Raw genomic sequence first — 24,442 nt, 5'->3', positions numbered from 1 at the left:
GAGACGGCCTACGAGCCGGCCGACGAGTCGATCCCCGCCCCCGCTCCCCCGAGCTCCGTCCCGCCCCCCTCCCAGCCGCTCTTCGCCCAGCCGCTCTTCGACGGTGACCTGCTCCCCGACCCCCACGCGTCATTCTTCGCAACCGAGTGCCGAGGTCCATAACGTGAGAACCGAGTACCGGCCGTCGGTCGTGTCCCGGGCGGTCCGCACCGCCCGCGCCCTGCCGCTCACCCCGGGTATCACCCTCGCCACTGCGCACCGGGTGCTGCAGCAGATCGTCCGCGACCGCGGCAGCGTCGCGCTCATGCTCGCGATCCCGTGCATGCTGATGGTGATCCTCAAGCTGATGTTCGACGACGCGGACGGCGCCTTCGAGCGCATCGGTCCGCAGGTCTTCGGGATCTTCCCGCTCATCGTGATGTACCTGGTCGCCTCGGTCTCCACGCTGCGCGAGCGCACCTCGGGCACCGCCGAGCGGCTGCTGACCATGCCGGTGCAGCGGCTGGACATCGTGCTCGGTTACAGCCTGGCGTTCGGCTTCCTGGCGCTGCTCCAGGCCGTACTGGCGACGCTGCTCTCCGTGGGGCCGCTCGGGCTGGACATCAAGGGGCCGCCGTATCTGCTCATGATCATCGCGATGCTGGGAGCGCTGCTCGGGCTGGCGCTCGGCCTCCTGGTCAGCGCGTTCGCGCGGAACGAGTTCCAGGCGGTGCAGTTCCTGCCGGCCGGGGTGCTGCCGCAGTTCCTCGTATGCGGCCTGTTCGTGCCGCGCGAGGACATGAGTGACGGGCTCTCGGCGGTGGCCAAGGTGATGCCGATGACGTACGCGGTCCAGGCCGCCGGCGAGGCCGCCCGGCACGACGGGGTGACCGGCCTCTTCGTGCGGGACGCACTGCTGATCCTGGGGTGCGTGATCGTCGTACTGCTCGCCAGCGCGGCCACGCTCAAGCGCTGAGCGCCGAAATCGAGCAAGCACGACAGTGAGGTGGGTCCGGCACGGCTGCCGGACCCACCTCACCGCGTCTTGCCGGTACTTGTGCCTGTACCGGCCTCAGTACCCACCACCCGAGGTGTTCCAGCCGAACCCGCCCTGGAGCTGGCCCGTGGAGGGGAACATGAACGGGCCCATCTGGATCGGGCGGGCGCCGGGCTCCCCGTCCGAGGGAACCGTGGCGGACGCGGACGACGTGGACGGGGCAGCCAGCGCGGACGGAGCGGCTCCGCACGTGGCGAGGGCGACAGCGATCACGGATGCGGCCGCGGCACGTCGCAGGAACGACATGAATTCTCCTTGTGTGGGGCGGGATTTCTGCCGGACACCGAAACCTTAATAGCGGCACCGGTCGCAATCACGGGCTTCCCGGAGTTTCCGCGTTTCTTCCCTCAAAGGGGTACGACAGGGCTGGAAAACAAGGGAAGTTGAGAAGACAGCAGAAAATCGATTTTCGTGAAAAACTGAGAGACGGACCTCAAAACTGAGGGACGAGACCTCAAACTCCGAGCAGCGCGTCGTCCCACCACCACGCCACCGTGGGCAGCCCCCGGGGCGCCGACCGGTCGTCGTCCGCGGGCGATTCGGCCCACTCCAGGGGCGCCTCGTCCATGGGGTCCGGTACGCGCCCCAGGCTCAGGTAACGCGGCACCCGGAGCCCCCACTCCGCGTTGCCCCGAATGCCGTACCGCAGCCCCTGCAGGTAAGTGCTCAGCTCCAGTCCGGCTCCCGGGCGCACCCGGTCGTGCACGGCCATGAAGCGCAGCAGTACGCGGTCGCGCAGCCGGGTGGCGGCCGCGACGGCCTCCTGGAGCGGCAGCCCGGTCTCCTGCATCAGCACGCTGTAGACGTTCTGATCCGTCTGGCCGCGGGCCAACTCCTTGCGGAGGGAGTGCCGGTCGTTGTCCAGCGCCGCGACCATGATGGCCATCTCGGTGAGCGCGCGGACGGCCGGCCGCTCCAAGTCCTGGGCGGGCACCTCCAGGCCGGTGGCCAGCTCCAGCATGGCGAACGGCGGTTCGCCGCCCGCCGACAGCAGCCGCATGGCGACGTACTCGTCCAGGCCCGGCATCCGGCCGGCCGCGGCGTTGCCGATCTGCCAGGTCACGCCGGAGAGCCAGGCGCGGTGGGCGGCGGCGAACCGCCGCACCTGGAGGGGGGTACCGAAGGACCGGAACTGTGCCGCGATCTCCTGCAGAGCCGGGATGAACCCGTCCGACTCGTCCCGCGCGGACGGCGCCTCCAGCGCGCGCTGCACACGGCCGGCCAGCGCGCTGAACGCGGCGGGCCGGTTACTGAACGGGCCGTTGTCGCACCGGTGGTCATCGAAGGCGAAGCCCCAGTACACCCACAGGGAGGTCCACAGCAGGCGGTCGTCGGTGGCGGCATCGGGGGCGAAGCGGGCGAAGAAGTCGGTACTGCACGAGGCGGCGACCCACGTGCGCTCCTCGTCGGTCGTGCACATGGGGCTGGTCCGGATCCACTCCCTGGCCCGTTCGTCGACGAGGTGGGCACGCGGGTGCCGGGCGGATTCCAGGGGGCAGAAGATCGGCGGGAGATCGATCTCGTTGACGGTCATGGCCATGAACAGCACCTCTTGCCCTTGCTGACGACGACGGCACGAACGTGCCTCATCCTGCAACGGCCGCCGTCGGGCGTCCGCGACCTACATGCCCCTGGCAAGCATTCCCCCCTAACAGGGCAGAAGTTGTCCGAGGTTGACGGTCACGGGCGATGGGCCCGTGGGGTCGTCGGGCGGCCGCGGCGTCGCTCCCCAGGCGCGGCGGCCGCGCGAAGCGGACAATGAAGCCAACGGGCATCCGGACCGACGCACAGGGTGCGCCATGTGGCCCCCGAAGAGCAGTGCCCGTGCCCACGGTGGTGGGTGATGGTGGGTGATCTTTATGGGGCACCGGTCCCGCACATTCGGTACAGCCCGCGCACGGAGCGCCGCGGGCCTGCTGGCAGGGTCGGCCGTGGTCGCCCTGGTCCTCGGCGGCTGCTCTTCGGGGGAGTCGCCCGACAGCACCTCCAAGACGGTGACCAGCACGGCGACGGTCACCACCCGGCCCGGCTCCTCGCCACCGCCCGACCCCGCCTCCTCCGCCGCCCCCACTCCGCCGCCATCGCAGCAGTCGGAAGGGCCGCGGACATCGGCTCCTGCGACCGTCCGTGACCCCGCGGCCACCGTCGAGGCGTACTTCGACGCGATCAATGCGGGCGACTACCAGCAGGCGTGGGCGCTGGGCGGCAAGAACCTCGGCGGCTCGTACAGCACGTTCACCGAGGGGCTGGCCGACACGGCGCACGACAGCGTCCAGATCCTCGGCGTCGAGGGCGGGCAGGTCAGCGTCCATCTCGATGCCCTGCAGACGGACGGCACGGTGCGCTCCTTCGCCGGTACGTACACCGTGGCCGACGGCGTCATCACCGGGGCGTCGATCCGGGACGCCGGCGGATCGACGCCCGAGGAGCCTGGGGTGACGCCCGAGGAGCCCGGATCGGTGCCCGAGGAACCCGGGGAGGCGCCGTACTACGAGGTCTGCGCCGATGCCCGCGAGGCGGGCGTGGCCCCGATCGAGTCCGGCGAACCGGGGTACGCGGAGCACCTGGACCGCGATCATGACGGCACGGCCTGCGAACCGTACGACCCGTGATCTTCAGCCGGCGCGCGGTCCCGGGCTGCTGTTTCGCGTGACATCGCCCACGCCGTTCCGCGGCCGCCCGCTCCCTGACTGTCTCGGTCGGAGGGAGTTATCCACAGGCTCAGCGGCGGGGTGGTTCGGACTCGTAAGCTGCCTGGCATGAACGACGTGGACGGTGGGCTGGACCAAGATCCGGGTGGCGCGGGCGCAGGCGCCGGCCCGGGCGGAGGCGAGGGTGCGCGGACCGGTGGGGCGCCGGGCGGTGAGGCCCTGGAGGTGCTGCACCGGGTCTTCGGGTACGACGCGTTCCGCGGCAGCCAGCAGGAGATCGTCGAGCACGTCATCGGCGGCGGCGACGCCGTCGTCCTCATGCCGACCGGCGGCGGCAAGTCGCTCTGCTATCAGATCCCCTCGCTCGTGCGGCCCGGCACGGGCGTCGTCGTCTCCCCCCTCATCGCGCTCATGCAGGACCAGGTCGACGCGCTGCGCGCGGTCGGCGTGCGCGCCGGATTCCTGAATTCCACGCAGGATATGGAGGAGCGCCGCCTGGTGGAGGCGGAGTTCCTGGCCGGCGAGCTGGACCTGCTCTATCTCGCGCCGGAGCGGCTGCGCGTCGAGCAGACGCTCGGCCTGCTGGACCGGGGAAAGATCTCCCTCTTCGCCATCGACGAGGCGCACTGCGTCGCTCAGTGGGGCCACGACTTCCGCCCCGATTACCTCGCCCTGTCGATGCTGCACGAGCGCTGGCCCGATGTCCCCCGGATCGCGCTCACCGCCACGGCCACCGAAGCCACCCACACCGAGATCACGTCGCGGCTGCGGATGGAGCAGGCCCGGCACTTCGTCGCCAGCTTCGACCGGCCGAACATCCAGTACCGCATCGCGTCCAAGAGCGAGCCGAAGAAGCAGCTGCTGGACCTGCTGCGTACGGAGCACGCCGGGGACGCCGGCATCGTGTACTGCCTCTCCCGCGCGTCCGTAGAGAAGACCGCCCAGTTCCTGGTGGAGAACGGCATCGCTGCCGTGCCGTACCACGCCGGTCTCGACCCGCGTACGCGCGCGCACCACCAGTCGCGCTTCCTCCGCGAGGACGGCCTCGTGGTGGTCGCCACCATCGCGTTCGGCATGGGCATCGACAAGCCGGACGTCCGCTTCGTGGCCCACCTCGACCTGCCGAAGTCGGTGGAGGGGTACTACCAGGAGACCGGTCGCGCCGGACGGGACGGCCTGCCGTCCACGGCCTGGCTGGCATACGGCCTGCAGGACGTGGTCCAGCAGCGGAAGATGATCGACGGCTCCGAGGGGGACGAGGCGCACCGGCGGCGGCTGGCGGCGCACCTCGACGCGATGCTCGCGCTGTGCGAGACGGTGGAGTGCCGGCGGGTGCGGCTGCTCGAGTACTTCGGCCAGCAGAGCAAGCCCTGCGGCAACTGCGACACGTGCCTGGCGCCGCCGCAGTCCTGGGACGGCACGGTGCCCGCGCAGAAGCTGCTGTCGACGGTCGTCCGGCTGCAGCGCGAGCGCGGGCAGAAGTTCGGCACGGGCCAGATCGTCGACATCCTGATGGGCCGGAAGACCCCCAAGGTCATCCAGTTCGACCATGACGCGCTGAGCGTGTTCGGGATCGGGGCCGATCTGCGGGAGGCCGACTGGCGGGGCGTCGTACGGCAGTTGCTGGCGCAGCAGCTGCTGGCGGTCGAGGGGGACTACGGCACGCTGGTGCTGACCGGGACGAGCGGCGAGGTGCTGCGCGGGGACCGCCAGGTCCTGCTGCGGCGCGAGCCGGAGAAGCCGGCCCGGGCGGCCAGGGCGAAGGCCGCGAAGGGCAAGCGCGCGCCGGTCGATCTGCCGGCGGAGGCGCTGCCGGTGTTCGAGGCGCTGCGGACGTGGCGCGGGGCGACCGCGAAGGAGCAGGGCGTCCCGGCGTATGTGATCTTCCACGACGCCACGCTCCGCGAGATCGCCACGGCCCGGCCGTCCACCACGGCCGAACTGGGCAAGGTCAACGGCGTCGGCGAGAACAAGCTCGCGAAGTACGGCGAGTCGATCCTGGAGGTCCTCGCGGACGGCCCGGCGGGCGGTGCCCCGGTGACCGGCGGTGCCCCGGTGGCGGCCGCCGCTGCCACGGCCGGCGCTGCCACGGCCGGTGCTGCCACGGCCGGCGGGAAGGCCGCTGCTCCTGAGCCCGACGAGCCCTGGGACTGGGACATGGAAGAGCCGCCCATGGACGACTGGTAGGAGACGAAGGGCGCGACGGACGGGCCCAACGCCGCGGTCAGCCCCCGGCACCGTCAGGCGTCAGCCGTCGCAGTGCCCCGGGCGGGCGTACACCGTGATGCGGGCCCCGGTGACGTCCTGGGCTCGGCACGGGATGAAGGCGTCGCGGAGGGTGGTGCGCTTGGCGATCTCCCGGGAGGTCCGGTCCTCCGGCTGGCCGCGCGGGTCGCTGAGTACGACGATGCGCTCGGTGCCGAGCATCCGGGCCCGGATGCGGTCGGCGGGCACCTCGGTCCCGTACAGGGAGTGCGAGGAGTCCGGCGACCGGGACAGGGCCAGGTCGGTCAGGTCGCGGAAGCGCTCCGGCTCGGACAGGGTCCACACCCGCCGCCTGGCCGGCATGAAGAGCAGCCCGTCACCGGGCTCCGCCACGGCCCGTACGGCCTGGACGACGGCCGTGGCGTCGTCCTTACGGCTCTCCGGGGTGCGCAGGTACGCGGCGGCGGGCAGCAGCGCCACCAGTACGGCCACCAGCGCCCACACCGCGCGCCGCCTGCGGGCCCGGCCGTCGCCCACGAGCGGCCGGAACGCCCGGTCCAGCGCGGCGCCCATCAGGAGGGCGAAGCCGACGAGGTAATAGAGGACGTAGCGGTCGACGAACATCGGCTGGAGCTGGGAGAGCAGCATCAGCGCGGCCGGCGGCACGATCAGCAGCGGCAGCGCGAGCGGCCGCAGCCGGACCGGCCCCCGCGTCCGTACGGGTACGCGGGCGCAGACCACGCCCACCGCCGCCAGCACCCCGAAGGTCATCAGCTGCACGGGATCGGGCCACAGGACCCAGCTGAGCTGGGCCGACTGCCCCGTACTGAACAGCGCGAGCGGCGCGAGACCGGCGGCCACCATCCCGGCGGCGACGAGCCAGGTCCGGCGGACGGCGCCACGGACCGCGCCCGGCACGCCGGCCAGCACCACCGTCACACCGTGCGCCGCGAGCACCAGCACGGCGAACTCGTGCAGCAGACAGGCGGCCAGTGTCACGACCATGTACGCGGTCCACCAGCGCCGCGCGGCACCGGGCACGCCGAACAGCCCGAGTCGCCGCGCGTCCACGGTGGCAGGGCTCGCGGCGAGCGCCCGGACGAGAAAGTACGTGGACCAGGTGACCAGCGCGCAGACGAGCGCGTACGACCGGCCCTCCTGCGCGTACTCCTGCACGAGCGGCAGCAGCGGAAAGACCAGCCCCGCCGCCACGCCCGCGCGCTCCCCGGCCACCCGCGCCCCCAGCAGCGCGACCCCCGCGGCGGCCGCGGTCATCGCCAGTACGGAGGGCAGCCGCAGGATCACCACGCCACCGCCGAGGACGCCACCGCCGAGGACGTCGCCGCCGAAGACGTCGAAGACGGCGTGCATGAAGAGGTAGTAGAAGCCGTGCACGGCGTCGACGTTCTGCAGCGTGCCCCACAGCTCGGGGAGGCTGCGGTGCGCCATGTCGTACGTGACGACCTCGTCGCGCCAGATGCTGCCCTGGCGGCGGATGCCCCACAGGCCCAGCGCCAGCGCCAGCGCGCACGGCGCCGGTACGACCCTGGTCCAGGGTGCGGGCTCGGCGCGTACGTGTCCCGTGGCGGTCCGGACGTTCAGCGCGGTATCGATGGCGGGCTCCCGAGCGGTCGGAATCGGGTCTGGCGCCCCGGACGGATCGCCCGCCCTACGGTACGCGCAACGCCCCGGCGGAACCGGGGCGTTGCGGTGCGTACGGGGCGGGGCGCCGGGTCAGCCCACGCGCGTGAGCTTGGCGCCGAAGGTCGGTTCGGCGAGGTCCTTCTGGAGCGCCACCGGGACCGAGGCCTGGCCCGGACCGCTGCCCGCCGTCAGCACGCCGACCTCCGTACCGGCCTTCGCCGTGTGCGGGATGGCCTTGCCCTTGTCCGTCAGCCCCAGCTTTACCGTCAGGCCATTCCAGCCGACCGCCTTGAGGTCCTCGGTCGCCACGACCGGTGTGGTGCCGCCGAGGCCGTCGTCCACCAGACCGACGACATCGCCCTTCTTCACGACCGTACGGTCCTCCAGGGCGCCCTGGGTGGTCGTGAGCAGGTCCTTGCTGATGGCGTTGGCGGTGTCGATGATCGGCGGCCGGTGCTGGCCGAGCACCGCGCCGACGATCAGCTGCGTCGTGTCACCGACCTGCTGCCGGCCGGCGAAGAGCAGGTTGCCGCCCGCCTTCGAGGTGGAGCCGGTCTTGAGGCCGATCGCGTTGTTGTACGGCGGCAGGGTGTTGAAGTTCCGCCAGGTCTTGCCGGAGGGGTCGGTCCAGGTCGGCAGCTTGGTGATGTCCACCAGCGAGCGGATCTCCATCGCCTTCTTGCCCAGCTTCACCTGGTCCTGGGCGGTGCTGACGGTGGTCTCGATCAGACCGCTGGGGTCGGTGTAGGTGGTGTTCTTCATGCCGAGGTCCTTGGCGGTGGCGTTCATCTTCTTGACGAACGCCTCCTGGGAACCGGCGTCCCAACGGGCCAGCAGCCGGGCGATGTTGTTCGCGGAGGGGATCATGACCGCGGACAGCGCGTCCTTCTGCGAGATGTAATCGCCTTCCTTGACGGTGTCGAGGACCGACTCGTCACCGTGCCCGGCCCCCTTCTTGCCGTCCTCCTCGGCCTGCTTGTCCACCCGGATCATGTCGCCCTTCTTGCCGGGCTTCAGCGGGTGGTCGCGCATGATGATGTACGCGGTCATCGTCTTGGCGACGCTGCCGATCGGGATCGGCTTCTGCGCACCGTACGAGCCGATCGGACCCAGGCCGGACACCTCGACGTACGCCTGGCCCTCGGTCGGCCAGGGCAGGGACGGCTTGCCGCCGTCGAAGGAGTACGTCGCGTCCGAGGTCAGCGCGAGCGCCGGGTCCGGGAGCGGGCGCACGGCCTGCACGATCACGAAGATCAGCAGGAGCAGCAGGGCCAGCGGGGTCCAGATCTTGAACCGCCGCACGATGGTGCGGATCGGGGTCTCGGGCGGCGGCGGGGTGTTGGTGAGCTGCGCGAGCAGGTCGAGCGGGGGCAGCGGCTGCTGCTTCGTACGCTCGGATTCGGGCAGCGGGGCCCCTTCGGGGGCGGCGGACGACGGCTGCGCGGCCGGCTGGGGGCCGGGGCGCGCCGGGGCCGTGGCCTCGGCGGCCGGCGGGAGCGGGGCGGACGCGGCGGTGCCGCCCGGGGCCTTCGCGATGTCCGAGGCGGCGCCGGGCTTGGCGGTCGGCTTGGCGACGGCCTTGCCGACCGGCTTCGGCGGCTTGACCGGCCGCTCGTCCGCCGACTTCAGCGCGACGAACTGGCTGGTCCGCTCGGCGTCCCGCTCGGCGGACGCCTTGCCGGACTTCTCGGCGGCGTCCTTTTCCTTACCGGAACCGGACTTCTCGGCGTCTTCCTTACCGGGCTTACCGGGCTTACCGGCGTCCTTGGGCTCCTCGCCGGGCTTGCTGTCTTCGCCGACCTTGCCGGCCTTGCTGCTCTTGGCGGCGGATGCGGTGCCCTTGGCATCCTCGGCGGGCTTGGCGTCCTTGGCGGTCTTGGCGTCCTTGGCATCCGTGCTGCCCTTGGGCTGCTCGTCGCCCTTGGACTCCTTGGTGCCCTCGGACGTCTTGCTGCCTGCGGACTCCTTGCTGCCCTCAGCGTCCTTCTTGGCGCCGCCTCCGTCGCCCTTCTTGGCGCCCTCCGTGACGTCCTTATCGGCGTCCTTCGTGGCGTCCTTCTTGTCCGCGCTGCCGGTGGACTCGGTGTCCTTGGACGCGGCGGCGGCTTCGGCCTTCTTGGCGGTCTCGGACCGCTTGGGGATCGCAGCCGCCGTGGCCTTCCGAGCCTCCGCGTCCTTCTTGGCGCCGTTCTCCGGGTCCTTCTCGGCGGCCTTGGCGGGAGCCTTCTCTTCGCCCTCCCCACCCTTCGGCTTTACGGCAGCAAACACTCGGGTGGCGTCATCGGCCGGAGCCGGCTTCGGTGCCACGGTGCCGAAGACGGCCGTCGCCTGGTCCGACCGGCCGGCGCCCTTCTTGGCCTTGCCGCCGGGCTTCCGTACGGGCAGCGCGGACTCCGCTTCGGAGCCGGCCTTGCCCTCGGCGGCCTCGTCACCCGCAGGGGCCTCAGCGGCGCCAGAAGCGCCCTCAGTGGCGCCCTCGCCCGACTCCGCGCCCTCAGCGCCCTCAGGGGCGTCCTTGCCCGCCACCCAAGCGGCCACCGCCGCCTTGAGCCGAGCATCACCGCTCTCGCCACCCTCAGGAGCGTCCGAGCCACCCTCGGGAGCCTCCGAGCCGCCCGAGCCGCCCCGGCTGCCTTCCTGGCCGCCCCGGTCGCCCTCGGAATCGCGCTTCTCCCCGGCCGCCGCAACCGAATCCGGCTCCGCGGACGTCTCCGTGGGCGTTTCCGTGGACGTCTCCTCGGATGCCTCGCCGGACTCGGGTTCCTCCTCGGACGTCTCCGTATCCGTCGGTGCATCACGGAAGACCGCGAGCCGCGGATCGCGTTCGCTCTCCGCCGTCTCCCCCGACGACTGCTTCTGCTCCGACCTGTCGGGGGACTCGCCCGCCACCGGTATCTCCTTCATACGTCGCGCTGCTGATCTGCCCAGTGTTGCCAAGTGTCCTGTGTGCGAGAAGCGCGGCTGCGCAGCCGCGCTGTCCGGGGCTCGCGCCCCGCCCTCAGAGGCTGCCGCCCACCGAGTAGACGAGAACGACATACCTACCGGTTCCCTGCCGAATCACCCACGCACTCTCGACAGATGAATGTGAGAGGGGTCACCCTGTCATTCATCCACGCGGGGAGGCATGGATGGGCAGGAGCCGCAGAACAATTCCGGAGGAGCTTCTGCTGCTCGCTTTGGACCCGGCCACGGGAACCACAGCGCAGCCGCAGTCGCTCGACCTCGGTCTGGCCGGGGCCCAGCTAGTGGAGCTGGCTCTGGCGGGACGGATAGCCCCTGACGGGGATCGTATCGCCGTGGTACTGCCACGGCCGACTGGAGATCCGACACTGGATTCGGCGCTCGAGTTGCTGCGACGGCGCGGCAGCCCGGTGCGCGCGGTCCACTGGATCGGCGGGCCCCGGCTGGGGCTGCGCCAGACCTACCTCACGCATCTGGAGCGGTGCGGCATGGTGCATGCCGTGGCGGGTCAGATGTGCGGAGTACTGCCGACGACTCGCTACCAAGCGACGGACACGGCCATCAGCCGGGAAATCAGGACCCGGCTGGACAACGCGATCCGCACCGGCGTACCACCGGACCCGCGGACCGCGGCGCTCGCCGCACTGGCCCACGCGGTCGGTCTCGGCAAGCACCTGTACCCCGGGAACGAGGGGCGTTCATCGCGCTCCCGCCTCCGGGATCTCATCCGGCACGACCCCATGGGCGGGCTGGTCGCACACGCTGTCATGGACGTGCAGAACGGCGTCGCGGCGCAGCCGAGGCGCGCAACGGCGGCGGGACCGGGCCCCGGAGCCGGCAGGCAGCCGGCCGCTCGGGCCACGGACGGGACGCCAGGCGTTCCGGCCCAGCCAATGCGGGGCAGCATGGCCCGCGTCGGCGCCCGTTAGCCGGACGGACAGCACCCCGGTACGGACAGCAGGACAGAACCGGGCTGACAGGCCCCCGGGAAGGGCAGCTCCCGGGGTGGACAGGACCGGGACGGACAGGAACCGGACGCACCTCACAGGACGGGACAGCAGCAGGACGCCGCCGACCCCAGGGCGGCACCGGCACGAGCACCGCCCGCGCGGCAGGCAGCGCGCGACGGCTGCCCGCGCGGACCCGTCCCGTCCGCAGCAGCACCCCTCACGCACGACCGCAGCATCGACAACGTAGCGCCCGGTACCGAACCGGCCGCCAACACGCAGTACCCGGCGGCCGAACAGCCGGCAACGCAGCACCCGGCAACACACCGCAGCACCGTCCCCAGATCCCGTCCGGGAGCCGCAACAAGCGCGGGGTGGTGGACCTTCCGTTCTGGACGACGGCGGGTCCACCACCCCGCGCCCTTTTCCCGCCCTTCCGGCCCCCTCGGGCCGCCTTGCAGGCCCGGCGGCCCAACGGTGCTCCCGCGGCCCCCCAGCAGGCACGTACGGGCCGCACACCGCCTTCCAGGCCCCGGCCCGGGCCCAGGGGCGCCGGTTCCGCTTCCGCTTCCGTACGCGCCCCGCGTGCACGCTCCCGTACGCGCTCCCGGTATCCGCCCGTACGTCGCAGTGGGCGCCGTCCGGCCCCGCGCATCCCGTAGGGCGTCTCGTACCCGTGCCCACCTTGTCCGGCCATTTCCCAGCGCGGCGCCGACCGGTGGTGGCAATCTGCTGAACAGGAAAAAACAGCAGTCCGGAGCCGGAGGTGCACGTCCCGTGGCGTCCAATGTGAATCCCACCGTCAGGCGACGCCGGTTGGGCCAGGAGCTGCGCAGGCTCCGGGAGCTCAAGGGCATGACCGCGGAGGAGGTCGCGGAGCGGCTGCTGGTCTCGCAATCGAAGATCAGCAGGCTCGAGAACGGCCGCCGCAGCATCAGCCAGCGCGACGTCCGAGACCTCTGCGGGGTGTACGAAGTCGAGGATCACCGCATCGTCGATTCGCTGATGCAGATGGCGAAGGATTCGCGCCAGCAAGGCTGGTGGCACGCCTTCGGCGACATCCCGTACAGCGTCTACATCGGCCTGGAGACCGAGGCCGCCTCGCTGCGGGTGTACGAATCGCTGCTCGTGCCCGGGCTGCTGCAGACGCCCGGTTACGCGGAGGCGGTGATCCCGGGGACCGTCCCGGAGCTGGCGCCGGACCAGTTGGAGAAGCGCATCCAGGTGCGCATGCGGCGCCAGGAGCGGGTCAGTGATCCGCACACCCCGCTGCGGCTGTGGGTCGTGCTGGACGAGAGCGCGCTGCGCCGCGTCGTCGGCAGCCACCTCATCATGCGCGAGCAGCTGGAACACCTCGTGGAGATCAGCAAGCTGCCGCACGTGACGGTTCAGGTGCTGCCGTACGACACAGGCGCGCACGCCGGGATGTCCGGCACGTTCTCGATCCTGGAGTTCGACGACGCGGCCGACTCCAGCGTGGTCTACATCGAGGGCGTGACGAGCGACCTGTACCTGGAGAAGACCAACGACGTGCACAAGTACACGATCATGTACGAGCATCTGCGGGCTCAGGCGCTCAACGCCGATCAGAGCCGGGAGTTCATCGCCGAGGCCGCCAAGCAGCACGCCGACAGCACGAGGTGAGGCGTCGGGCCGATCCACCGGGGCTTCACCTGGCGGGAAACGGCCCGCAAGGCGGTCGAATAGCGAATTCCGGAATGGAAGCGGGCACGGTACACCTGCGCTGGTTTCCTTGAAAAGAGATCAAGGAATATGCCATACGAATGAGTGACACCCCTCTGGCGTCGGTGATGTTGGCGCGTAGCGTCATGCATACCGAATCCGCGCCAAGTCGCGGCAACCCAGAGCGAGTCGGAGCAAACATGGCAACCAAGCCCAATTCCGCATTTTCCTGGACGAAGTCCTCGTACTCCGGCGGCAACGGCGCCTGTGTCGAGATCGCCGTCCCGACGACCGAGGCCATCGCGGTGCGCGACTCCAAGGACCCCGACGGCCCCCGCCTGACGTTCGACACCGCCGCCTGGAGCACGTTCGTGGCGGAGGTCGGCGCCGGTTCGTACGACGTGGCCTGAGCGGCCCGTCGTCCAGCCCCTCAGAAGTCCGCATTCCGCACCCAGATCCGCACCACCCCACAACTTCACAGCTCTACAACTCCATTGCCTCACCACACCGCACCACCGCAACGGGCCCTCTCGACTGGATCGCCGTCCCGGCCGAGGGGGCTCGGCCTTCCCCCGTCCGGCGTCGCACCTCCCCCGACGCCGCCTCCCCCGGAGGGAGTTGGAGTGCGCAGGAGCCCCACGAGTGCCCACAATGCGGATACCTGTGCGAGACGCACACCCGGAGACATAAGCTCCCTGTGCCTTGCAGCTAACGCCGGTTAACGGCGCGCGCGAGACGAGCGATTGGAGCCAGCCACCATGCCCGGAGCCGCATCCGCCACTGCCACGACCGCCTCCACGGCCGTACCCCTGGCCACTACCGCCGACTTCGCCGCCGGTTCCGCACCCGCAGCACCCGTACCCGCAGCACCCGTTCCCGGGCTCGCCGGGCGGGCATCGCGGACCGGGGCCTCGCCCGTGCGGGAGATCCTGGCGCTGACCGCGCGGCCCGAGGTGATCTCGTTCGCCGGCGGGCTGCCGGCTCCGGAGCTGTTCGACACGGACGGCATCGCCGACGCCTTCCGGCACGTACTGGCGGACCGGCCGCAGCAGGTGCTGCAGTACTCGACCACCGAGGGCGACCCGGCGCTGCGCGGGATCGTCGCCGCGCGGGCCACGGCGCGCGGCCTGGCCACCGACCCCGACGACCTGCTGATCACCACCGGCTCGCAGCAGGCCCTCACGCTGCTGTCGACCGCGCTGCTGGAGCCGGGCGACACGGTCGTGGTGGAGGCGCCCTGTTACCTCGCGGCCCTGCAGATCTTCTCGTTCGCGGGCGCCCGGGTGGTGTCCGTGCCGTGCGACGACGACGGGCTGGACCCCGAGGCGCTGGACGAGATCGTCGCGCGGGAGCGGCCGAAGCTGCTGTACACCGTGCCGACGTTCCAGAACCCGAGCGGGCGCACGCTGCCCGCCGAGCGCCGTGCCGCGATCGGCGCGGTGGCTGCGCGCCGCGGGCTGTGGATCGTGGAGGACGACCCCTACGGCGAGCTGCGCTTCGAGGGCGAGCCGGTGCCGTGGGTGGCGACCTTCCCGGGCGCCGAGGACCGTACGGCGCTGCTCGGCTCGTTCTCCAAGATCATGGCGCCGGGGCTGCGGCTGGGCTGGCTGCGCGCGCCCGCCGCGCTGCGACGCGCCTGCGTGATCGCCAAGCAGGCCGCCGACCTGCACACCTCGACGATCGACCAGGCGGCCACGGCGCACTACCTGGCGCACGCCGATCTGCCCGCGCACCTGGACCGGATACGGGTCGCTTACCGCGAGCGGCGGGACGCGCTGCTCGCGGGGCTGGGCGACGCGCTCCCGGAGGGCTCGCGCTGGAACCGTCCCACGGGCGGCATGTTCGTGTGGGCGCAGCTGCCGGCCGGGTACGACGCGACGGAGCTGCTGCCGTCGGTGGTCGAGCACGACGTCGCGTACGTCCCGGGGGCACCGTTCTTCGCGGGGCAGGCCGACGCGGCGACCATGCGGCTGTCCTTCGTGACGCACTCCCCGGAGGAGATCCGGGAAGGTCTGCGGCGGCTGGGCGCGGCCCTTCGCTGACGCCGTTCCGTACGCGGTCCGTCATACGACCTGTCGTGTGCCTCCGTATACGGCCTCCCCTCCTGCACCGCACGGGATCCCGCTCCCGTGTGGTGCTTTTTTCTGTGCGGATTTGATGGGTGGAGCCTGGCGAAGTGTCCGCTCATGGTGCGGGCGCCATCGCGGGCACGACAACGAGGCGTGGGGTCAAGAGAGAGTAAAATCGTTCGGTTAGGTGACCGGAGTTCATATCCGTGACCCTCGAACCCCCTTGACCAGGCTCCGTGCCAACGGTTCAATCCCCGAAGTCCCCACTCCCGCACGGGGGCGCCGCCGAGGCGAAGTGCTGTTGCGTTCTTGCACGTTCACAAGGCGGACCCCTTGGAGGGGGCATGAACGGTCTCGACTGGGCTGTGCTCATCGGATACTTCGGCATCATGGTCGCCATCGGCCTGTGGTCGCACAAACGCGTCGACAACGTGAGCGACTTCTTCACCGCGGGCGGCCGGATGCCCTGGTGGCTGTCCGGCATCTCGCACCACATGTCCGGGTACAGCGCCGTGATGTTCACCGGGTACGCGGGCATCGCCTACCAGTACGGCATCACCTCGTACGTCACCTGGTCCTTCCCCATCGCGATCGGCATCGCCATCGGGGCCAGGCTCTTCGCCGGCCGGCTGAACCGGCTGCGCTCCCGGCTGCACGTCGCCTCACCGCTCGAATACCTGAAGACCCGTTACAACCTGCCCACCCAGCAGGCGCTCGCCTGGTCCGGCGTACTGCTGAAGATCGTGGACGTGGGCGCCAAGTGGGCCGCGATCGCGACCCTGTTGTCCGTCTTCACCGGCGTGTCGCTCAACCAGGGCATTCTGATCACGGGCTTGGTCACGGCCGTGTACTGCACGGTCGGCGGGCTCTGGGCGGACGCCCTCACCGAGCTGGGGCAGTTCGTGATCCAGCTGCTGGCGGGCGTGGCGATGCTGCTGACCGTGCTGTCCGAACTGGGCGGGGTCAGCGCGCTGTGGACGGTGTGGGACCGGCTGCCGGACACCCACACCCAGCCGACCGTCGGCCCGTACACGCTGACGTTCCTGCTCGCGTACCTGTTCATCAAGACCTTCGAGTACAGCGGCGGCATGTGGAACCAGGCGCAGCGCTACATGGCCACGAGCAGCGCCCGTGAGGCGCGGCGCTCGGCACTGCTGTCGGCCGCGTTGTGGTTCGTCTGGCCTGTGGTGCTGTTCTTCCCGATGTGGGTCGCGCCGCTGCTGGTCAAGGCCCAGAAGCCGGACGCGTCGGACTCGTACGCGCTGCTCACCGAGCACCTGCTGCCGCACGGGCTGCTGGGCCTGGTCATCGTGGGTTTCTTCTCGCACACGATGGCGATGTGCTCGTCGGACGCCAACGCCATCGCGGCGGTCTTCACCCGGGACATCGCGCCGGCCGTCTCGGCGAAGGCGCGTGGCTGGTCGCACCGGGCGGGGCTGGTGGCCGCGCGGCTGTCCACCCTCGCCTTCCTCGGCCTGTCGATGGCGATCGCGACGCAGGTGAACTCGCCGGCCTTCGCCGGCATCATCTCGGTCGTGATCAAGTGGGTGGCCGGGCTCGTCGGGCCGATCTCGATCCCGTTCCTGCTGGGCATGCTGCCGCTCTTCCGCAGGTCGGGGCCGGTCGCTGCGCTGACTTCCTGGGCAGCCGGCCTGTTCGCGTTCTGGCTGACGAACTACGGGATCGCCGACGTCTCGCTGCAGATCCAGATCGTCTCGCCGGTCGCCGTCTCGCTCGTGCTGTTCGTACTGATCGGGCTGGTGAGGCCGGAGGCCACGCCGGAGCGGGACGCGGTACTGGCCCGGATCAACTCCGACGGGGACGACGACGGTCCCGCCGCGGCGGCACTGGCCGTACCCGGGCAGTCCGCTCCGCAGGACCAGAAGAAGCCCGTGTAGTCGCCGCAACGAAGGCCCGTGCAACGCCGCACCCGGGGCGCGCCGCTGTGCCCGTAGGACAGCGCTGTGCCCGTAAGGCAGCTGCGTCCCTGGCAGCGCTGTGGGCTCACGCCCTCGGGTACCGCGCCAGCCATCCCGGTGCCGAGTTGCCGGGTCCGTGCAGCGCGGGTCCCTGGGTCATCTCCATGGCGAAGTCGTCGGCGAGCTGGAGGATGGTGGCGCGGCCCTCCAGCTCGACGAGCCAGACCGGCGGCAGGGCCGTCTCGCCGTGCAGCGTGCCGAGGAGGTTGCCGCACATCGCGCCGGTGAGGTCGGAGGCGCCACTGTGGTTGACCGCGAGCAGCAGCCCGTGCCGGATGTCCTCCGCGACCAGTGCGCAGTACACGGCGATGGCCAGCGCGCCGGCGGCGTGTCCCGCCTCGCCCAGCGACTCGACCCGGGCGGGGGTCGGCATGCCCTGCCGTACGGCCCCCAGCGCCCGCTTGAGCGCGTCTGTGGTCTCGTCGTGGCCCGGGCGGGTGGCCAGGTGCGCCAGCGCCTTCTGGACGGCGCTGTCGAGGTCCTCGCCACGGGCGAGGGAGTGGGTGATGACGGCGAGCGCGCCGGCCGCGAGATAGCCGGTGGGGTGGCCGTGGGTCTGCGCCGCGCACTCCACGGCGAGCTGGAAGACCAGCTGCGGCTCCCAGCCGACCAGCAGCCCGAAGGGGGCCGAGCGCATCACGGCGCCGCCCCCGTTGGCCTGCGGGTTGCGGGGCGCGTCCAGGGTGCCCATGACGCCGTCCCCGAGGCCGGTGAGGCACTCGCGAGCCGGGTCGCGGCGGGCGTACAGCCACTCCTCGCGGGCCAGCCAGCCGTCGTCCGTACGGCGCTCGTCCGGGCCCCAGTCGTGCTGCGTGACGGCCCAGCGCCGGTAGGCGCGGTACAGGTCGGTGGGCGGGTGCCAGGCGCCGGTGTCGCGGCGCACCTGGGCCCGTATGAGGCCGTCGACGGTGAAGAGGGTGAGCTGGGTGGCGTCCGTGATGGCGCCGCGCCGTTCGAAGACCACGGCGTAGTCCGTGAGCCCCTCGGTGCCGTATGCCTGGCGGAGGTCGTCGAGCGAGGCGTGCGCGGCGCCCGCGCCGAGCGCGTCACCGATCGCCCCGCCCAGCAGGCAGCCGCGCACCCGGCTGCGGAAGTCCTGCTGCTCGGCGCGGCCCCAGATGGCGTTCCCGCCCGCTGCGCTCACTGTGTCCCTCCTGGCACTGTGCCCTCCTGGACCCGTGCTGCCGCTCCCGACGCCCTTCTGACGCTCGCTGACGCAGGGCACTGTAATCGACAGGGTTTCGGCCACTAGTGGGCAGGAAGGGAATGCGAAGAGGCGCCCAGGAGGCGGCTTTTGATCGTTACCGGAACTTTCCGTTCACCTGCGCAATATCGGCCCAGGAGTCATCCTCCGCCCCTGGTGTGGGCATGCTCCGACCATGTCCGAGTACGAGTGGGACCGCACGACCATGGCCGTCGTCGCGTGCGCGCTGGCCGGGGACAGCGAGGGGGCGGTGGAGCTGCTGCGCCCGCTCCCCCAGCGCGACACCTGCCATATCGCCGTACGGCTCGCGGCGATGGCCGCCGACGCGCTCATCACCGCGGCGGAGGACGCCGGCGGCGACCGGGCCGAGGCCCTCGCCCGCTGGCAGCAGTGCATCCTCCAGCACGAGACGGAGCACAGCGGGGAGGGGTGAGAATCGGCCACGGGGGCCTCCGGAGGCGCTGGAGGCCCCGGAGGCCCCGTGCGTCAGTCCAGTACCGGCAGCAGCTCCGGCAGGTGTCCGTCGGAGCGGAGCGCCGCCTCCTGGCGCTCCGCGGACACCGGCCCGTACGTCGTCGTGCGGGCGCGGGCCGGGCGCCCGGCCTCCTCGGCGATGGCGACGAGGTCGCGCACCGACCGGTAGGAGCCGTAGCTCGACCCGGCCATCCGGGAGATCGTCTCCTCCATGAGCGTGCCGCCCAGGTCGTTGGCGCCCGAGCGCAGCATCTCGGCCGCGCCCTCGGTGCCGAGCTTGACCCAGCTGGTCTGGATGTTCGGGATGTACGGGTGCAGCAGCAGCCGCGCCATCGCGGTCACCGCACGGTTGTCGCGCGAGGTGGGCCCCGGTCGGGCGATGCCGGCGAGATAAACCGGCGCATTGGTGTGGATGAACGGCAGCGTCACGAACTCCGTGAACCCCTCGACACCCTTGGCCAGCGCGGACCGCTGGATGTCGGCCAGCAGCCGCAGGTGGCCCAGCCAGTGCCGCGGCTGGTCCACGTGCCCGTACATCATCGTGGAGGACGAACGGATGCCCAGTTCGTGCGCCGTCTTGATGACCTCGATCCAGGTGGCGGTGGGCAGCTTCCCCTTGGTCAGCACCCAGCGCACCTCGTCGTCGAGGATCTCGGCGGCCGTACCGGGGATGGTGTCGAGCCCCGCCTCCTTGGCGGCGGTCAGCCACTCCCGGATGGACATGCCCGTACGGGTCGCGCCGTTGACGACCTCCATGGGCGAGTACGCGTGCACGTGCATCCCCGGGACGCGCTCCTTCACCGCCCGCGCGATATCGAAGTACGCGGTGCCCGGCAGGTCCGGGTGGATGCCGCCCTGCATGCACACCTCGGTGGCACCCACGTCCCACGCCTGCTGCGCGCGGTCGGCCACCTGGTCCAGCGAGAGGGTGTACGCGTCGGCGTCCGTACGGCGCTGCGCGAAGGCGCAGAACCGGCAGCCGGTGTAGCAGACATTGGTGAAGTTGATGTTGCGCGTGACGATGTACGTGACGTCGTCGCCGACCGTCGCCCTACGGAGGTCGTCGGCGATGCCGCAGAGCGCATCCAGGGCGGGCCCCTCTGCGTGCAACAGGGCCAGCGCCTCGTCGTCCGTGAGCTTCGTCGGATCGTCCGCTGCCTGCTTCAGGGCGGCCCGTACGTCCGTGTCGATGCGCTGGGGCACCATCCCGGGCGCCGCGGCCTCACGGAGCGCCTCCCAGTCGCCGTACACCTCGTCGAAGTCGTTCCGGCGGTCGCCGGTGCGGCCCTCGGTGTCGATGGTGCGGTGCAGGTCCGTGCGGCCCGAGCCGTGCAGCGAGAACTCCTCGTCCGGCTCCTGCCAGGGGTGCCCCTCGACCACCGCGTCCTCGCGCGCGAGGCCCGTCTCGGGGTCGGCGAGCGCCCGTACGTGCGGCAGCAGCCGCGGGTCCAGCCACGGCTCGCCGCGCAGCACGAACTCCGGGTACACCGCGAGGCGTTCCTTCAGCTCGAAGCCGCTCTCCGCGGAGCGCGCGGCCAGCTCCTCGATCTGGGGCCAGGGGCGCTCGGGGTTGACGTGGTCCGGGGTGAGCGGCGAGACGCCGCCCCAGTCGTCGATGCCGGCCCCGATGAGCCGCCCGTACTCCGCGTCCACCAGGTTGGGCGGCGCCTGGAGGCAGGCGGACGGGCCAAGGATGTGCCGCGCGACGGCCACCGTGGCGACCAGGTCGTCCAGCTCCGCGTCCGGCATGCCGCGCATCGCGGTGTCCGGCTTGGCGCGGAAGTTCTGGATGATCAGCTCCTGGATGCCGTGGTACGCACGGGAGACGCGGCGCAGCGCGAACAGCGACTCCGCGCGCTCCTCGTAGTTCTCCCCGATGCCGATCAGCAGTCCGCTGGTGAAGGGCACGGAGCTGCGACCGGCGTCCTCCAGGACGCGCAGCCGTACGGCGGGCTCCTTGTCGGGCGACCCGTAGTGCGGGCCTCCGGGCTCGCTCCACAGCCGCTCGGCGGTGGTCTCCAGCATCATGCCCATCGAGGGCGCGACCGGCTTGAGCCGCTGGAAGTCCGTCCAGGACATGACGCCCGGGTTCAGGTGCGGCAGCAGCCCGGTCTCCTCCAGGATGCGGATCGCCATCGCGCGCACGTAGGCGAGCGTGTCGTCGTACCCCTCGGCCTCCAGCCACTCGCGCGCCTCGGGCCAACGGTCCTCGGGCTTGTCCCCGAGGGTGATCAGGGCCTCCTTGCAGCCCAGTTCGGCGCCGCGGCGGGCGATGTCCAGGACCTCGTCCGGGGACATGAACATCCCGTGCCCCTCGCGGCGCAGCTTGCCGGGCACGGTGGCGAAGGTGCAGTAGTGGCACTTGTCGCGGCACAGACGGGTGAGCGGGATGAAGACGCTCTTGGAGTACGTGATGACGCCGGGGCGGCCCGCGGCGTCGAGCCCCGCGTCCCGTACCCGGGCGGCGGAGGCACACAGATCGTCCAGGTCCTCGCCGCGCGCCTGGAGGAGGACGGCCGCCTCGGCCGCGTCCAGCGCCACGCCGTCCCGTGCGCGCCTCAGCGCCCGGCGCATGGCGTTCGCGGTCGGCGCGGGGCGCCGGTTTCCCTGCGGGGGCTGCTCGGGTCCCTGCGGCAGTTGCTCGGATCCCTGCGGGCTGGAAGTCATCCTCCGAGGATACGAGCGGGCGCCGGGGCGGCCGACGGGCCACGGAGACCGTTTTGTGTGCGGATGATCACGCCATACGGAGGTTCCCTCCGACTACCGTCCGGGCAGACATCCGGGGCACCTCTGCGCGTCCGGGCAGACACCGGCACCTTGCGCCGCCCGCGCCTCACAGGTACTCCGCGTACGCGTCGAGCGCCCGCAGCACCTCGCCCTCGCCCGCCGCCGGCAGCTGCACCACCACCTCATCGATGCCCAGCTCCTGAAAGTGCGCCAGCTTCCCGGCCGAGGGCCGCACACCGTACGGGACGACCACCGGCTCCCCCTCGCGCCCGGCCCCGGCCCACACCCGGCGCAGCTCCGGCAGCGCCTCCGTGAGCCCGCGCCCGCCGATCGGCAGCCAGCCGTCCGCGTACTCAGCGGCGTGCGCGAACAACGTGGGACCGGCTCCGCCGCCCACCAGGATGCGCGGCGCGCCCTTCACCGGCTTCGGGTACGCGTGGCTCGCCCGTACGGAGCCGAAGGACCCCTCGTACGCGGTCGGTTCGTCCGCCCACAGGGCGCGCATCAGGGCGATCCGGTCCCGGGCGAGCGCCCGCCGCGAGGACCACTCCACCCCGTGGTCGGCGGCCTCCTCCACGTTCCAGCCGAAGCCGACGCCGAGTGTGAACCGGCCGCCGGAGAGGAAGTCCAGCGTGGCGACCTGCTTCGCGAGACCGATCGGGTCGTGCTGGGCGACCAGCGTGATGCCCGTGCCGAGCGCCAGCCGCTCGGTGACGGCCGCGGCCTGGCCGAGCGCGACGAACGGATCGAGAGTGCGGCCGTACTCGCGCGGCAGCGGCTCCCCCATCGGCGCCGGGGTGTCGCGGGAGGCCGGGATGTGGGTGTGCTCGGGCAGGTACAGCCCGGCGAACCCGCGCTGTTCCAGCTCGCGGGCCAGCCGTACCGGCCGGATCGTCTCGTCGGTGAGGAAGATCGTGGTCGCGATCCGCATGCTGAATCCCTCCGCGTCGGCCGTCCCGTTCAAGGGTTGGTGAGCGCATGTTGCCGCACCGTCGCCGGGTTATCCACAGGCCTTTCCGTCCGTGTCATACGCGCGTACAACAGTTTTCACACGACGCAACACACGGCCGGAGCAATGGAGGAGGAGCGGCGATGGACCGGCGGGACATCTTGAGGCTCGGCGCCGTCGCGGGCGCGGCGGGAGCCCTTACGCTCGGCCCCGTGAGCTTCGCAGGCGCCGAGGGGCGCGCGGGTGGACAGGGCGGATCGGACGGGCCGGAGGGACCGGACGGACCGGCGGACGAGAGCCGGACCGTCTCCGGCCATCTCCCGACCGGCGCGCCGGACTTCGTGTACGTACCCGTGGAAGTCCCGCCCGGCGTCCGCGAGATCGCCGTCTCGTACACGTACGACAAGCCGCCCGTGCCCGAGGGCACCAATGGCAACGCCTGCGACATCGGCATCTTCGACCAGCGTGGCACGGAGCTGGGCGGCGCCGGCTTCCGCGGCTGGTCGGGCGGCGCCCGTACGGAATTCTTCCTCCGCGCCGACGCCGCGACACCCGGCTACCTCCCGGGCCCGATCCGGCCCGGCACGTGGCACATCGCCCTCGGCCCGTACACGGTCGCACCCCAGGGCCTGCGGTACGAGATCACGGTCACCCTGCGGTACGGCGCCTCCGGCGAGACGCCGAAGCCGGTGTATCCCCCGCAGCGCGCCAAGGGCCGCGGACGGGCCTGGTACAGAGGTGACAACCACCTCCACAGCATCCACTCCGACGGCAAGCGCACCCCTGCCGAGATCGCCGCGCTCGCCCGCGCCGCGGGGCTGGACTTCCTCACCACGACCGAGCACAACACCACCTCCGCGCACGGCGCGTGGGAGGGCCTGTGGGGCGACGACCTGCTGATCCTCACCGGCGAGGAGATCACCACGCGCAACGGCCACGTCGTCGCGATGGGCACCGACCCGGGCGTCTTCCTCGACTGGCGGTACCGCGCCCGGGACAACGCCTTCGGGAAGTACGCCCGCGCCGTCCGCCGGGCCGGCGGCCTGGTCGTCCCGGCCCATCCGCACGCCACGTGCATCGGCTGCAACTGGAAGTTCGGGCTGAACGAGGCCGACGCGGTGGAGGTGTGGAACGGCCCGTACACCCCCGATGACGAGGTCACCCTCGCCGAGTGGGACAACACGCTGGTGGCGCACGCCCAGGGCCGCGGCGCCTGGCTCCCGGCCGTCGGTCACAGCGACGCCCACCGCGACCCGGACGTCGTGGGCCTGCCGCAGACCGTCGTCCTCGCCGACGACCTCTCCCGCCAGTCGATCCTGGCGGGCATACGGGCCGGCCGCGTCTGGATCGCCGAGTCGGCCCGGGTCGGCCTCTCCTTCTCCGTCACCGGGGAACGCGGCGCACACGCCGGCATAGGCGAACGCCTCCGGGTGGGTGGTGCGTCGCGGGTGACCGCCCGCCTGGAGGTCACCGGCGCCCCGGGCTGCACGGTCTCCTTCGTCACGGACCAGGGCACGCGGTACACGGCACCGCTGCCGTCCTCCGGCTCCGGCACGCTCAGCTGGCAGACCACGCCCGACAACGCCGCCTACATACGCGCGGAGGTCCGCCACCCAGCCACGACGCGGGCCCTGCCGGGCCCGATGGCGGCCATGACCAATCCGGTGTTCCTGGGGGGTGAGTGAGGGCGGCGGAGGACGGCTGACGACGGCGGGGGACGGCTGACGACGGCTGACGACGGCAGGCTGCGGGCCGGCCTGAGGGGCGGCTGACGGTCGGCTGAGGCCCGGCTGAGGAGCGTTCGACAGGCGGAGGTGGAGGGGGAGGGGTGGGGGCTGTCTCTTATACACATCTCCGAGCCCACGAGACGCTACGCTATCTCGTATGCCGTCTTCTGCTTGAAAAAAAAAAAA

At 71.5% G+C, this 24,442-nt stretch carries 17 protein-coding genes; 10 read left to right on the top strand and 7 right to left on the bottom strand.

All coding sequences use genetic code 11. The annotated features are described in order from the left end of the window. Positions 1-163: 163 nt before the first annotated feature. Positions 164-955 (top strand): ABC transporter permease, encoded by a 792-nt coding sequence (locus tag IF04_RS0124520; RefSeq protein ID WP_245654497.1) that lies wholly within the window; start codon positions 164-166, stop codon positions 953-955. Positions 956-1,051: 96 nt separating this feature from the next. Here the strand turns inward: IF04_RS0124520 and IF04_RS0124515 are convergent, their stop codons facing one another. Further along, a complete protein-coding gene (locus IF04_RS0124515; RefSeq protein WP_030261830.1) occupies positions 1,052-1,282 on the bottom strand; it encodes a hypothetical protein in 231 nt (76 codons plus the stop codon). A gap of 208 nt (positions 1,283-1,490) precedes the next feature. After that, positions 1,491-2,576 carry a terpene synthase family protein gene (locus tag IF04_RS0124510; RefSeq protein ID WP_051831532.1) on the bottom strand — a complete coding sequence of 362 codons (1,086 nt, stop codon included), beginning with the start codon at positions 2,574-2,576 and terminating at the stop codon, positions 1,491-1,493. A 319-nt stretch (positions 2,577-2,895) separates the two neighbouring features. On the opposite strand from IF04_RS0124510, the gene IF04_RS0124505 reads away from it, so the two are divergent. Further along, a complete protein-coding gene (locus IF04_RS0124505) occupies positions 2,896-3,648 on the top strand; it encodes an excalibur calcium-binding domain-containing protein (RefSeq protein WP_078600735.1) in 753 nt (250 codons plus the stop codon). A 147-nt stretch (positions 3,649-3,795) separates the two neighbouring features. Further along, positions 3,796-5,874, top strand: a complete 2,079-nt coding sequence (recQ, locus tag IF04_RS0124500; protein ID WP_078600733.1) for a DNA helicase RecQ — start codon at positions 3,796-3,798, stop codon at positions 5,872-5,874. A gap of 60 nt (positions 5,875-5,934) precedes the next feature. On the opposite strand, the gene IF04_RS0124495 is transcribed toward recQ, so the two are convergent. Then, a complete protein-coding gene (locus IF04_RS0124495; protein ID WP_245654496.1) occupies positions 5,935-7,341 on the bottom strand; it encodes a glycosyltransferase family 39 protein in 1,407 nt (468 codons plus the stop codon). 285 nt (positions 7,342-7,626) lie between these two features. Next, the gene (locus IF04_RS0124490; RefSeq protein WP_245654495.1) at positions 7,627-10,440 is read right to left on the bottom strand and encodes a D-alanyl-D-alanine carboxypeptidase family protein; all 2,814 of its coding nucleotides are present in this window, start codon (positions 10,438-10,440) and stop codon (positions 7,627-7,629) included. Between the two features lie 224 nt (positions 10,441-10,664). On the opposite strand from IF04_RS0124490, the gene IF04_RS0124485 reads away from it, so the two are divergent. The 5 genes from IF04_RS0124485 to IF04_RS0124465 all read left to right on the top strand — a co-directional run bounded on the left by IF04_RS0124485 (position 10,665) and on the right by IF04_RS0124465 (position 17,094). After that, the gene (locus IF04_RS0124485) at positions 10,665-11,426 is read left to right on the top strand and encodes a GOLPH3/VPS74 family protein (RefSeq protein WP_030261815.1); all 762 of its coding nucleotides are present in this window, start codon (positions 10,665-10,667) and stop codon (positions 11,424-11,426) included. Positions 11,427-12,221: 795 nt separating this feature from the next. Then, positions 12,222-13,088 carry a helix-turn-helix domain-containing protein gene (locus IF04_RS0124480; RefSeq protein WP_030261813.1) on the top strand — a complete coding sequence of 289 codons (867 nt, stop codon included), beginning with the start codon at positions 12,222-12,224 and terminating at the stop codon, positions 13,086-13,088. 239 nt (positions 13,089-13,327) lie between these two features. Continuing rightward, positions 13,328-13,537 carry a DUF397 domain-containing protein gene (locus IF04_RS0124475; RefSeq protein WP_030261811.1) on the top strand — a complete coding sequence of 70 codons (210 nt, stop codon included), beginning with the start codon at positions 13,328-13,330 and terminating at the stop codon, positions 13,535-13,537. 348 nt (positions 13,538-13,885) lie between these two features. Then, entirely contained in the window at positions 13,886-15,169 is a 1,284-nt protein-coding gene (locus IF04_RS0124470; protein WP_078600731.1) for an aminotransferase-like domain-containing protein, read from the top strand. A gap of 371 nt (positions 15,170-15,540) precedes the next feature. Then, positions 15,541-17,094, top strand: a complete 1,554-nt coding sequence (locus IF04_RS0124465; RefSeq protein WP_030261807.1) for a sodium:solute symporter family protein — start codon at positions 15,541-15,543, stop codon at positions 17,092-17,094. A gap of 106 nt (positions 17,095-17,200) precedes the next feature. Here IF04_RS0124465 and IF04_RS0124460 read toward each other — a convergent pair whose 3' ends face one another. After that, complete coding sequence (locus IF04_RS0124460; RefSeq protein ID WP_030261805.1) at positions 17,201-18,319, bottom strand: ADP-ribosylglycohydrolase family protein; 1,119 nt, start codon at positions 18,317-18,319, stop codon at positions 17,201-17,203. Positions 18,320-18,554: 235 nt separating this feature from the next. Here IF04_RS0124460 and IF04_RS0124455 point away from each other — a divergent pair, with 235 nt between their 5' ends. After that, positions 18,555-18,812: a hypothetical protein gene (locus IF04_RS0124455; RefSeq protein ID WP_030261803.1), complete on the top strand. Its 258-nt coding sequence runs from the start codon at positions 18,555-18,557 to the stop codon at positions 18,810-18,812. A gap of 53 nt (positions 18,813-18,865) precedes the next feature. On the opposite strand, the gene IF04_RS0124450 is transcribed toward IF04_RS0124455, so the two are convergent. Further along, positions 18,866-21,520 (bottom strand): bifunctional FO biosynthesis protein CofGH, encoded by a 2,655-nt coding sequence (locus tag IF04_RS0124450; RefSeq protein WP_281179695.1) that lies wholly within the window; start codon positions 21,518-21,520, stop codon positions 18,866-18,868. Between the two features lie 166 nt (positions 21,521-21,686). Next, the gene (locus IF04_RS0124445) at positions 21,687-22,511 is read right to left on the bottom strand and encodes a TIGR03619 family F420-dependent LLM class oxidoreductase (RefSeq protein ID WP_030261798.1); all 825 of its coding nucleotides are present in this window, start codon (positions 22,509-22,511) and stop codon (positions 21,687-21,689) included. A 161-nt stretch (positions 22,512-22,672) separates the two neighbouring features. Here IF04_RS0124445 and IF04_RS0124440 point away from each other — a divergent pair, with 161 nt between their 5' ends. Continuing rightward, positions 22,673-24,214: a CehA/McbA family metallohydrolase gene (locus IF04_RS0124440; RefSeq protein WP_030261796.1), complete on the top strand. Its 1,542-nt coding sequence runs from the start codon at positions 22,673-22,675 to the stop codon at positions 24,212-24,214. Positions 24,215-24,442 lie beyond the last annotated feature (228 nt).

The sequence above is a fragment of the Streptomyces violens genome (genome assembly GCF_000717745.1).
GTDB lineage: Bacteria > Actinomycetota > Actinomycetes > Streptomycetales > Streptomycetaceae > Streptomyces > Streptomyces violens.
Note: the sequence above shows the minus strand (reverse complement) of the source record. Positions and strands in the feature narration are given on the sequence as shown.